Raw genomic sequence first — 12,539 nt, forward strand, 5'->3', positions numbered from 1 at the left:
AAATTTATTAAATTAACTTCTCAAGCAGGGATATAATTTCCTGTATTTTCTCTTCCCCGCTTTCTTCACTTCCATCCCTTATGGCAGTCTTAACACAATGCTGTATATGCTGTTTTAAAATTAAAATATTTGCTTTCTTTAACAAGGACTGTGCTGCCATGATTTGATTTGACACATCCATACAGTACCGCTCATCTTCTATCATTTTTATAATTCCCTCTATCTGTCCCTTTGAGGTTTTTAATGCCTGTATAGCCTTAACTTTTTCACTATTCATTACTATCGCCCCCTATTTATTAATATTATAAACTCCCTCCCCCACCTGGGGGGTCCCTTAACTGAATAATATTACTAAATTTTATATTTGTCAATAGAGATGAATTTTATTTAATCTATAATCTTTATTCTTTGGTTAAGCTCTATCCTTCTTTAGTCATATTAACTAAACACCTATGGCTCTTTTAAATAATAATGTTGATGTGAATAGGACTTCATCAAAAGAACAAAGATTAAAGAACAAAGATTAAATAAGGTAGTTTTTCTTTGCAGAAAAACCAAAAACTCAATTGATTAAGTGGATTATAGGTTTTAATAACTAAAAATGGTTTCAATTATAGTTTTATTAGATGATAAAAAAAGATTTGCAAAAATCCTATGCCGGCAGGCAGCCAGGGAAATTAGCGTTTCTTATGTAACACTATTTTACTGGAGGCACAAGCTGCTCTCTGCTTTAAAAATGGTTAAACAAAATAAAATGCAGGGGAAGTTTGAAATCGAGAATTTTTTCTTAAAATTCTCCCGAAAGGGACAGAAAAGCATTGAACATAATAAAAAAAGAGTTCATGATCAAAGCGTAAGTTACATTAATATCAGCAATAATAAAGTCTGAGTTATTACAGCACTGGATTCACATAAAAATATTTATTCCAGAGCAGTGGGCACAGGACGTATGAATGCAATGGATATGGATATATTTATAGAACAAATAAGTAAAATTAATATTGAAAATACATATACAAATATGAGAAATGCTAAAATATGTTTTAATTAGCCTGTCCCTAACGGGAACTTGTTACTTTATCAACACTATTTAATAAAAGAGCCATATATCTAAAGCAGGAAAGATTAAAGAACAGACTTTAATCTTTGGGTTTTAAGGGGCAGCCTATCGGCTCTGGATTTTTCAAATCCTTTTTTAACTCTATTAGTTAAACTGTAATTAGAGCCATCCTTGGTTCTTAAAACGCATGATTCACTCAGCAAATTGAATTTTAAGATTTTCTGTAAGAAAATCAACATTATTTGTTCTTTGTTCTTTAATCTTTAATCTTTGTTTTTATCTAGTTCCTCAATTACAAATTTATCAAAATCAATTGTTTCTATAAAGTTATTTTCATTAAAAGATGTTTTTCCTCTTTTATTATATTCATCTAAATTTGAAGGAAGCCAATATGGTTTTTCAATGTCAAGCTTATAGCATAGCTCTAAAATACATTGCTTTAAATTATCCTGATAACTTCCATCCTTATCACAGCTTACCACATAATCCATTATTATTTTATTATTCTTCATAATCTTTCCCCAAATTCTAAGCATAAAGATCCTCCTAAGATATTTATTTTCTGTTAGTAAAATAATTTTTAATTAAGTCTAGCACATATAAATATACTTTGTAAAATGTAATTATTTGTAGGCAGAGATTTCGCATCTAAATTCCAGTAAAAGATTTACTTTTACTGGAATTGTATTTTATTGTACTTTCTTACATGGCTGGTAAATCAACAGACCGATATGTCGAAAAAATAGTTATAATTACCCTTACCCTAAGAAATTTTAATAATCGATTTCCAATTTTATTTTTATATTAAGTCTTTTTAAATATTGGATTATTCCATTTGTCATCTATAGTAAATCTTTCATCTTTTATATCTTCAATAATATCTATTTGAAGCATCCGTTTCTTTCTAAAACCTCTGATACATCTAAAAAAATATAACTGCATCAGATTAAACGCTATAATTATAAACATCAGTACTGTCTCTACGCCCGTAGGGCTATGAAGAAAGCAATGATCTAAATGCCATTCTGTTTTAAGCTGATGAAAGGCATTATTTTCTATATCCCACCTCTTGTGCATTATCTTCCACAAGGTTTCTACTGAGGCAAATTTGTCTGTTGTTATAATCCAGCCTTCTTTAATTTCTACCTTATCTCCAGTATGAATTTCTTCTATAAACCTTATAAATCTAACTTTGATAGTCGGATCTGATATTTCAAAATTATCTTCATCCCAAGCTTTAATTTTGGTATAGTCTTTACTTCCCTGCTTTACAATCCATTTCTTATCAGCCTCACGGCGCTTAAATAGAGCTAATGCATCCTTTACAATGAGAAGACGCTCATCTTTAACTCTTACTACTGCATTCATTCCTATTGAAAGGACTTCTTTTATCCAAGTAGATTTACAATATAAAGCATCAGCTACTATAATATCGGCAAAATGGTGATATTTACGATATAATTTTTTTATTAATCTTATACCTCCGGTGATTTCACCTTCATCTTTATTCGAACTATCTTTCTTAGGTTCAAGCATTTCTTGTCCTAAAATAACATGGGGATCCGAACCTACGGTAATACAAACTACAGATCTGTGGAAATGACGAGTAGTGCCATCCTTATTCTTTCGTGAAAGACATTTGTCACAAAATTTTTTAGCACTTTCAAATAATTCTACACCATCTACAGCAACTACCTTTAAGCCATCTATGGTACCATTTCTAAATATCTTATTTTTTATCGTAGTTCTAATTATACTATCATGAATATTTTTCAAACCATTCAAATCAAAATCACTTAAGCAGCGCCTAACGGCATCAATGTGAATCATTTTAGTGTTTTTAGGTAATACTTTTTTAAATTTACCTTTTTTAAGCCAATGCTCTAACCTGTTGAAACTTCTTATTTGAAGCATAAATCCAAACAAAACTACAAAGGTGATTGTTGAAATTTTTACTAGAGATTTTATCTTTTTATCCTCTAAGGTATTGATTTTTTCACCTATATCGTATACTTTATTAATATAGGTGAGCATTTGTTTTAAATAACTTTTATTCATCTTAAGGCATCCTTTCTATTGTGTTGTGCAAAACTATTATAAAAAGGATGCTTTTATTATGCAAATTTTTTTTATAATTTCCAGTAGAAATCGGATTTTACAATGTTTTTATTAAATACTAGCAAATCAATATAAATCAGCGGGCTGCGCCCTAAAACTTTTTTAGGTGCTAAACTTCTGATTTGTAGGTAACTTAAGCTAAAGATTCCATTGTATTAAAAATATATAATATTTATAATTATTATATGTGGAGCAATTTGGAGATAATGAAGCAAAATTGGCTGCCAGAAATTATGGCAGCCAATGATATTTTCAATAATTTTTTCAGCTTAAAACAGCATTCTCATCTTTAGTATCTGCTGTTTCATATGATTTTTCCTGATCACAATATTGTTTGTCTACAATTTTTATAAAAGGCAGATAAGTGAAAAATGAAATTATCAATTCAACAATCTGAAGAATTGCTCCTCTTATGCCTGAGATAAAGAAACCGCCTATTATAACGGGGGTAGTCCATGGAATCAATACACCATTAGGTTTTGGAACCAGCCCAGTAGCCATAGCTGCATAACATACAATACATAAAATCATTGGTGTTAATATAAAAGGTATAAGCATTATTGGATTAAGCACTATAGGCAGTCCAAATATTATAGGTTCATTTATGTTGAAAAGCCCAGGAAGTATTGCTAATTTTCCAAGCTTTTTACATTGCTGCGATTTGCAGAAAAACATCATTGTAACACACAAAGCTAAGGTAGCACCTGAACCTCCTATCCAAAGATATATCTGGTTAAACTGCTGGGTTATAATATGAGGAACAACTTTCCCTGCCTGGAATGCAGCAAGGTTTTCTCCGGATAATGCAATCCATATTGGATTCATAACAGACTGCACTATATCTGCACCATGAATACCAAAGGACCAGAAGAAACCAACAAAGAAATTTGCAATCATATTAGCTCCAAAAGTAGCACCAAGCGAAGTTAGTGGTACCTGCAGCAAAGTATATATTAGTTTGTGTATATTTCCAAAAGGAGTAAATGCGAAAATCAGTCTTATTACATCGAATAACACAATAGTTATAGCACCTGGTATAAGTGATGAAAATGCTTTTGAAACTGTAGGCGGAACTCCTGCAGGCATTTTTACTACCCATCCTTTTTTAACAACGAACCTAACTATTTCTGTTGCAAGAATAGCCGATATCATTCCAACAAACAGTCCTTTTGCACCCATCCAGTCTAGTGGTATAATGCCGTCAACTTTAATTGCGGCTTTTGCTCCTTTAGGAATAAAATCAGTAGTAAACGGTGTCAATATAAAAAACGAAACAAGTGATATAATTGCGGTATTTATACCATCCAGTTCATAGCTTTCAGCCAGACTTTTTGACACACCTATGACAACAAATATACTCATTAATGACATAGTAACCTGATTTGGTATATCAAAAAATGTCTTCCAGCCTGGTCCAAATACGCTTGTCATGAAATCTAAGAACCCTTTTACTGGAAAATTAGCAATAAGGCATGACATAGCTCCAATTATAAGCAGCGGCATAGCAAGAGCAAAGCCATCACGTATTGCAAGTAAAAATCTATTATTGGCAAACTTATCAGCTATGGGCATTACCTTTTCTTCAATTGAGTCCATCTTTTTACCCATATTAAACCCTCCCCTTAATAATATCTATTTTTCTTTGTTTTCATTGTCTTGTATCATTTTTAATGCTTGTGCAAGTACTTTTTCGCCATTCATCATTCCATAATCAGTGGGACTTATTACGTCAACGGGAATTCCCTTTTCACTGCAGAGTTTTCTGGATCTTTGCAGTGCATATCTTATTTGTGGTCCCAAAAGTACTGCATCTACACCATCAATATGTTTTTTCATTTCAGCTTCAGGAAAAGCATCAATTGATACTTCTATTCCCTTTTGTGAAGCTGCTTTCTGCATTTTTGTAACAAGCAGACTTGTTGACATTCCTGCCGAGCAAAATAAAGCTATCCTTTTCATAAAAATTACCTCCTCTTTCTTATATATAAGTTTATAGAAGATTGCTGCATTAGAAGATTTTGCATGCAATTTATCCCTGATGCAGCAGCTCCTTACTTACTCTAAATCCATTCCATTAGTACTAATGACTTTCTTGTACCAGTAAAAAGACCTTTTTCTGATCCTTGTTAAATTTCCTTTACCATTATTGTCCCTGTCAACATATATAAAACCATATCTCTTTTTCATTTCTCCAGTGCCCAGACTTACAAGGTCAATACAGCTCCATGGTGTATATCCTATAACATCCACACCATCTTCATCTACAGCCTTTCTCATCTGCTCAATATGTGCCCTTAAGTAATCAATACGATAATCATCATTGATACTTCCGTCACTTTCTATTTTATCTGCAGCTCCTAAACCATTTTCTGCAACAAACAAAGGAATCTGATATCTGTCATATAGGTTATTAAGTGCAAGTCTAAGTCCAACAGGATCAATCTGCCAGCCCCATGCACTGACTTTCAGGTATGGATTTTTGAGTCCCCTAATTATGTTCCCTTCTCCAATGTTTTTGCGTTCAGGGTTGCTGGATGCAACCGCACTCATATAATAACTGAATCCAATATAATCAACTTTTCCCAAGCTAAGAACTTTTTCATCATCTGGTTCCATTTGGATAGAAATGTTATTCTTTTCAAAATACTTTTTTGCTTTTCTTGAATAATATCCACGTACCTGCACATCTGAAAACATATAATGCAAGTCCATTTTCTCCATAGCAGCAATAACATCATCAGGATTACAAGTATCTGGATATGTTTGGGGATAAAGCATCATCATTCCTATTTTAAAATCCGGATTTATTTTATGTCCAAGAGCTACTGCCTTTGCACTTGCAACAAGCTGATGATGAGCAGCCTGGAATATAATCTGATTTCTATTTTCTTCTTTTGAAATGCGCATTCCGGCAGAAACATTTGGTTCCGCTACTATACAGTTGATTTCATTAAATGTCATCCAGTATTTTACCTTATCTTTATATCTTGTAAAAATAGTTTCACAAAACCTCAAATAAAAGTCTATCATTTTACGATTTTTCCAGGAACCATATTTTTTAACAAGGCCATATGGGGTTTCATTATGAGATATTGTAATCACAGGTTCAATTTTATATTTCAGGCACTCATCGAAAACTCTGTCATAGAACTCTAATCCAGCTTCATTTGGTTCTGTTTCATCTCCATTTGGGAAAATACGTGTCCAATTTATTGAAGTTCTAAAACATTTAAGTCCCATGTCTGCAAATAATTTAATATCATCTTTATAATTGTGATAAAAATCAATAGCTTCATGGTTAGGATAATATTTTCCTTCTACTATTCCATCTGTATATTCTCTGGGTATTTTTAACGCTCCTGCTGTCATGCAGTCAGCAGAGCTTATTCCTTTGCCATCAACATTCCAGGCACCTTCATACTGGTTGGCAGCTACAGCTCCTCCCCATAAAAAATCTTTTTTAAATATGGTTTTCATAATTATTTTCCTCCTGCGTACATATTAAATCCTCATTATTCCCTTGCAAAATAACCTTCTTCTTTTGAACTGCCTATGGTTTTTCCTTCAGCCAATTTAACAGCAAAGCCTGCAATTTTCCTAAGTGAATTGTTTAAGCCTGTCCCTCCTCTTTTAGGTGTTTCTATAATATATACTTTTTTTCTGAAAAGTTCAGTGCCTGTACTTTCCTTTGACATAGCTGCAAATGCTGGAATATTAAGCTTATTTTCAATGGCCTCTACAAGATAGCCACAGCATTCTCCATATCTTTTATAATCTAGTGCAGGTCCACATACAACTACATCTGCCTTAAATTTTTCAATCATCTTTAATATCTCTTCAATTGCCTCTTCTTTATTTTGAAGAAAATAATTATCACCACATACTATGGTTCCAATAATATCAGCACCATTTCTCATAAGCATAGTCTTTAAAAGCATTCCCATACCTACTGCACCGTTTTGAGCCTGGGGCTTTATATCCATTCTTTCATCTTCGCCTAAACCTGCCTGTACCTGATTTAGAAATTGAACAACTCTTATCATATAATTTCTTCCTCTCTATTTATTTGTTTTTTTCTTTAGATCATTTATCTCTTTTTGCATAAATATCATGTTTTTAACCATATCCTTTGCTAAAAGAGTAGTCATAAGCTGATCCTGAGCATGAACCATAAGAAGGCTTAACTCAGTATGAACTCCCTGTGCTTCTTTCTGTATAAGAGTGGTTTGTACATTGTGAGCTTCGATTATTGATTCATCTGCTTTTTCCAGCACTTTTCCAGCTTCTTCATATTCTCCTCGTATAATAAGTTTATAGTCAGTTAAATGACTGCTATAAACTTATTTATTTTTATATTTTAGTATAGATAAGAAAGTATCTATGTTTTTCTGTGGGGATTCCCCCAATTCATTATTGCTATCTATTTTACATTCCTATCTATACAACTTACATTAACTATTTATAAAGGAATTTCCTAATGCTAAAATAGTCCTAACGGACTTTAGCGAAGGTTACTGCTGTATTCTCCTGCAAAACATATTGTTATTGCCTAGAAAGCTTGCAGCCTGACCAGAGTATCAAATTCTGCTTACACAAATGTTGCATCTCCATTCGTAGCCACCAGCAAGGTATTTCGCTTGGTTGAATGCTGATTACGCGAGGTTGCAGTCAGTACTCTGGATTAGGATAATTCCTTTTCTAATTTCCTCATTACTTTCGAAAGGTGGTGATTTCATGAAGAAAGTAGATTACTTATCAACTCTATTTGTTGGTATCGATATTGGTGCGAGACAAAATGTTGTCTCTGCAATTAACTTTGAACAGGAATTTTTTATTAAAATGAAACCTGTTCCTAATACACAATCTGGTGCAGAACAACTAGAATCCATGCTCGTCAAGATACTAGAAAATAATATATTTAAGGTTACTATTATTGGTCTTGAGTCTACTTCATTTTATGGCGTGCATATAGCTAATTTTTTATCTGCAAGTGAAAAACTTGTGCCATATAAACCCTACGTCTACTGTTTGAATCCTAAGGAAGTTGCTAACTACAAAGATTCCTTTAATGCTCTTAACAAAAATGATGGCATTGACTCTTTTGTTATTGCTGATTTTGCAAGAGTCGGCAGGATTCATACTGAGCCTTGGCGTGGTTCTCAATACCTTGCCCTACAAAGGCTTACAAGACACAGGCTTCATATAGTTGAATGCTTAACCAGGGAGAAGACATATATGCTATCAAATGTATTTCTCAAGTTTAGCGAATTTGCTTTGTTAGATGGTGAAGAACATCCTTTTTCTAATAAATATGGTGCCACTGCTTCCTCTATCCTGACGGATTTTTTATCTTCTGAAGACATTGCAAATGCTTCCATAGAAGAACTTGTTGAATTCATCAATACAAAGAGTCGAAAGAGAATTTCTGATCCACAGATGACTGCTAAAATTCTTCAACAAGCTGCTCGTAATTCATATCGCCTTGATAAATGTTTGTATGAGCCATTAACGACTTCAATTGCATGCTCTTTTAACTGTATTCAGGCTTTTGAAAAAGAACTGAGTACTATTAATAAAGCCATTGAGAAAGCGGTTATGGGAATGAATCCTGTGGAATATCAAATTCTCATGTCAATCCCTGGTTTTGGCCCTGTTTATTCCAGTGGTATTCTTGCCGAATTAGGCAGTGTGCATGCATTCCCTAATAATGATGCTATTGCTAAATATGCTGGCATCGTATGGAAAGAAAATCAATCTGGTGATTTCAAGGCTGAAAATACGCCAATGAACAAAGCAGGTAACCGTTATTTACGTTATTATCTGATAGAAGCCGCTGGTAGTGTCATAAGACACGTTCCTGAATATCAAGCTTTCTACCAGAAGAAATTTGCTGAAGTGACTACACATCAGCATAAACGAGCACTCGCGCTAACTTCTCGTAAATTAATCCGTTTGATTTTTGGATTGCTGGCTAAAAATCAACTCTACTCTTCAAATAGAGTAGATTAATTATATAAGACACACGAACATACATTCTGATTTGACTGTATGTTTATTAGGGTTACCCTTTTTTTGAAGAATCATTTCATTTTCTTTTTATTTTGTTCTTGACATATTACCAAATTGCTTTTGTAACTAATTCAAATGCTTCATATATATTACTTTTTGCATCTCCTGAGAAACTAATTATCTTAAAAATAGTTTTTTCATTTATTTCACTATTAGTATCTTCTGCCATGGCAATTCCTCCATTTATAGTAATTTATTTAGTAACTAATTGTATTAATTTTAACAATATTATATTTAGCAATAATCATGCCAAACCGTTTTCAATAAGCAGATATACGCAAAACAGATGGGTTTGAATTACCATAAGCATATATATTTATACAGTTGTTATACACTTCTTAAATATAGAATCATATACATTTATACAGTTGTTATACACTTATTGTATATAGTGCAAATACTTATACACTTTTTATACACTTTTGTTAAAATAGTTAAAAAATAAACCAAGTGAATTGGTTAATCCAGAATACCCTTTATTAGATTAACCAACTCGCCTGGCTATACAAAATTTAAATATTTATATGTAGTTTTTCAAATCATCATTATATTTTTTAAAATAAAACATATTTCATCATTACTAAAGTTTATATTAAAAGCTTTTTCAATTTTTTCAAGGCTGCTTTTTATTACTTTAAATTCCTGTGTATACTTTTGTATTAGCGTATCTTTTGCATAACAGCTAGGAGTATTCTCACCCATAACAAGTTTACTTATACAGCAGGCCATATGTACCATAAGTCCTATCTTAGAATTAAAATCTAAATTTTTTGCTATTTTCATCTGTATATTATCTACAAATTCTCTATATAACTCTTGAAATTCATCTAAATCTATATTAGTAATATCATTCTTTAAGGCTTCTATAAATGAATTATACTCAAGTGTTTCATTCATATTAAACATTATTTTACTATTTTCCAATATTCCTTTTATCTTACTGCAATCTTTATCCGTAAATACCTCATATGTTGATATATATGGAATCCCATATATGTCTGGATTCATAGTACCAACTATGGCAAGTATATTTTTTTCTTTAGACAGATTATTTATAATGTTATACATATGCTGCTTATTATTAGATGCTATAGGAAATACCTGCACATTACTATTATTAATGCATACTTTTTCTTCGATATAATTTTTGAGTTTCAGCGCGCTTCCCTCTCCTGTTGTGCACATAGTTATTATTATATTATCTTTTTCAGGTATAAATTTGTCTGAGACTTTAAGTGTATAGGGTGAATAGCAGGACATCTCATTTTTAATATCCTCATATATTGTGTTAATATCTGGTTCTATTACTGCTTTTCTTGAACATTCAATGGCAATTGGAGTAGAAACCATATCTATTACTTTTATATCTATACCTGTATTCTTACTTATAAGCTCTCCATAAATGCCAAGTGAGCCCATATCAGAAAGTAAGATTACTCCATGCCCCTTGTGATTTTTTACTATAATGCTTTTTAACTCCTCATATGCTGCTTCTGACTTTTTATTAAGATTCATATCATATGCATAAACATTATTGCCCCTGACTAAAGTATTAACTACTTCAGCCATGGAAGAAGCTGTAGATCTTCCATGCATTGCTATGACAACTATGGGCCTGTCTTCTACACATTTACATCCAGTTTCATCCACAGATAAAAACATTGATATATACCCTATTTCATCTTCAGAAGCATTAATATTGTAAGTTTTCTCTAGTATAGTAACTAATTCTTTTGAAAGTGCAAATTCTTCTTTATTATTTTCTTTAATATTCTTCAAGTTATAATTAACAATTTTTTTATTGTTTCTAAGCCTTTTTATACTTGAATCTACATGTAAGCACAGCCCGTAAAATACCTTATCAGGAAATATCCTCTGAAGCTTATGTGATGCCATTTTTAAAAAATTTTCTACTATGGATATTATATTTTTATCTACTATTTTGGATAATTCCTCTTTATTGATTCCATTTCCAAAATTTCTAATAAAATGCTTAAAATAATTTTCTATATCAAGCCCCATTATGAGCTTTAAATCATTATCGCTGGTACCTCTCTGCTTAAGTTCCTGTATCCTCCTTTCTATTAACTCGTAGAAATTTTCAGGTAAAGAATAGTCTCCTTCCGGCACATAATTTTCCTGTCCACTTGAAGTAAAACAAATTATCTCACCTTCTGATATTATTTTATCTATATCTTTAGAATAATTTTTATATATTATAAGCCCCTGGTTTACACAAGGAGTGAAATCAGTACAATGAACTTCAACATATTTAAGACCTTTTGAAATTGAATTCAAAAAAGCATTAGCGCATCCAAGCTGTATATCACTTTTAAGTTGTCCTACATTTCCCGGACAATCATACAAAAGTAACTGCCTGATTGTATTAGTAGAAACCGTAATCTTCTTTTTTATTCTAGATGCTTCTACTTTAAAAAATTCACAAATAAGTCCGAACCTTTCGTCAAGGCTTCTTTCGGCTAAAGCTGGTATTTTTATACTCATAGGTATTCTTCTTGTAAAAGTAGTCAATAGTGAAGCATCTATATTCTCTGTAGTGGCACATATTATAAGAAGTTCACTTTTCTTCCTGGTATCATCCCCCAAAGGAGTGTATAATCCCTTATCAATTAAATAGAAAAGCATTTCCTGTCCTTCAGGTGGAAGTCTGTGAATCTCATCAAGAAAAAGTACCCCTCCATCAGCCTTAGCAACTATTCCTTTTCTGTCTTTATCTGCTCCTGTAAAAGCACCTTTTTTACATCCAAACATATGAGTAAGCAGCAGCTGCGGGTTATTTGCATAATCTGCACAGTTAAAAACTTCAAAGGGTGCGTTAGTATCAAATACATTATTTTCAATGGCAAACTTATACATTAGCTCAGCAAACATAGATTTTCCCACTCCACTTGGACCTACTATAAGGGTATGAAGCCCATTAGGAGGATAAAGTATTGCAGCTTTTGCCTGCTGAATGCACTTCTTAAGACTTTTATCACTACCTATAAGCAAATCAAAATTATTTTTTTCCTCTTGAGAAACTTCATCGCATTTTTTAATAACGTTTAAAGTATAACGAACAGGTTTTCCTTTTATCTTAAGAAGTACTCCGCTCTTGTATAAATCATTTAAAATTGCACTGGCATTACTTCTTTGCATATTAAGTTCTTCAGAAATTTCTTCTGCGCATGTCCCTTTTTTACCGGCTTTTATTTCATTCTTTATAAATTCTAATACTAATTCCTTTTTATTCATGCCCATAAGTATACATCATCCCCAGATATTAATTATA

At 32.2% G+C, this 12,539-nt stretch carries 12 protein-coding genes; 2 read left to right on the forward strand and 10 right to left on the reverse strand.

The features are described 5' to 3' along the window. Nucleotides 1–7: 7 nt before the first annotated feature. Nucleotides 8–277: a metal-sensing transcriptional repressor gene (locus tag EQM05_RS13570; RefSeq protein WP_128750524.1), complete on the reverse strand. Its 270-nt coding sequence runs from the start codon at nucleotides 275–277 to the stop codon at nucleotides 8–10. Nucleotides 278–601: 324 nt separating this feature from the next. Between EQM05_RS13570 and EQM05_RS13575 the strand changes: the two genes are divergently transcribed. Continuing rightward, nucleotides 602–889 carry a hypothetical protein gene (locus EQM05_RS13575; protein WP_128750525.1) on the forward strand — a complete coding sequence of 96 codons (288 nt, stop codon included), beginning with the start codon at nucleotides 602–604 and terminating at the stop codon, nucleotides 887–889. 434 nt (nucleotides 890–1,323) lie between these two features. On the opposite strand, the gene EQM05_RS13580 is transcribed toward EQM05_RS13575, so the two are convergent. The 7 genes from EQM05_RS13580 to EQM05_RS13610 form a co-directional block, all read right to left on the reverse strand. Continuing rightward, nucleotides 1,324–1,596 (reverse strand): hypothetical protein, encoded by a 273-nt coding sequence (locus EQM05_RS13580; RefSeq protein WP_128750526.1) that lies wholly within the window; start codon nucleotides 1,594–1,596, stop codon nucleotides 1,324–1,326. Nucleotides 1,597–1,864: 268 nt separating this feature from the next. Then, nucleotides 1,865–3,118 carry a transposase gene (locus tag EQM05_RS16295; RefSeq protein WP_128750527.1) on the reverse strand — a complete coding sequence of 418 codons (1,254 nt, stop codon included), beginning with the start codon at nucleotides 3,116–3,118 and terminating at the stop codon, nucleotides 1,865–1,867. A gap of 324 nt (nucleotides 3,119–3,442) precedes the next feature. Then, a complete protein-coding gene (celB, locus tag EQM05_RS13590) occupies nucleotides 3,443–4,786 on the reverse strand; it encodes a PTS cellobiose transporter subunit IIC (protein ID WP_128750528.1) in 1,344 nt (447 codons plus the stop codon). Nucleotides 4,787–4,810: 24 nt separating this feature from the next. Next, complete coding sequence (locus tag EQM05_RS13595) at nucleotides 4,811–5,137, reverse strand: PTS sugar transporter subunit IIB (RefSeq protein ID WP_128750529.1); 327 nt, start codon at nucleotides 5,135–5,137, stop codon at nucleotides 4,811–4,813. A gap of 96 nt (nucleotides 5,138–5,233) precedes the next feature. Then, nucleotides 5,234–6,655: a 6-phospho-beta-glucosidase gene (locus EQM05_RS13600; protein ID WP_128750530.1), complete on the reverse strand. Its 1,422-nt coding sequence runs from the start codon at nucleotides 6,653–6,655 to the stop codon at nucleotides 5,234–5,236. A 35-nt stretch (nucleotides 6,656–6,690) separates the two neighbouring features. Continuing rightward, complete coding sequence (locus EQM05_RS13605) at nucleotides 6,691–7,221, reverse strand: glycine/betaine/sarcosine/D-proline family reductase selenoprotein B (protein ID WP_128750531.1); 531 nt, start codon at nucleotides 7,219–7,221, stop codon at nucleotides 6,691–6,693. Nucleotides 7,222–7,236: 15 nt separating this feature from the next. Beyond that, nucleotides 7,237–7,485 (reverse strand): PTS lactose/cellobiose transporter subunit IIA, encoded by a 249-nt coding sequence (locus tag EQM05_RS13610; protein ID WP_128750532.1) that lies wholly within the window; start codon nucleotides 7,483–7,485, stop codon nucleotides 7,237–7,239. Between the two features lie 427 nt (nucleotides 7,486–7,912). Between EQM05_RS13610 and EQM05_RS13615 the strand changes: the two genes are divergently transcribed. Continuing rightward, nucleotides 7,913–9,187: an IS110 family transposase gene (locus EQM05_RS13615; RefSeq protein ID WP_128748367.1), complete on the forward strand. Its 1,275-nt coding sequence runs from the start codon at nucleotides 7,913–7,915 to the stop codon at nucleotides 9,185–9,187. Nucleotides 9,188–9,293: 106 nt separating this feature from the next. Here EQM05_RS13615 and EQM05_RS16055 read toward each other — a convergent pair whose 3' ends face one another. Together EQM05_RS16055 and EQM05_RS13620 are read right to left on the reverse strand one after the other, a co-directional pair. Beyond that, a complete protein-coding gene (locus EQM05_RS16055) occupies nucleotides 9,294–9,416 on the reverse strand; it encodes a PTS lactose/cellobiose transporter subunit IIA (protein ID WP_205694142.1) in 123 nt (40 codons plus the stop codon). Nucleotides 9,417–9,781: 365 nt separating this feature from the next. After that, nucleotides 9,782–12,502: a sigma-54-dependent transcriptional regulator gene (locus tag EQM05_RS13620; protein ID WP_164917306.1), complete on the reverse strand. Its 2,721-nt coding sequence runs from the start codon at nucleotides 12,500–12,502 to the stop codon at nucleotides 9,782–9,784. Between the last annotated feature and the right edge of the window lie 37 nt (nucleotides 12,503–12,539).

Source organism: Clostridium sp. JN-9 (assembly GCF_004103695.1).
Taxonomy (GTDB): domain Bacteria; phylum Bacillota; class Clostridia; order Clostridiales; family Clostridiaceae; genus JN-9.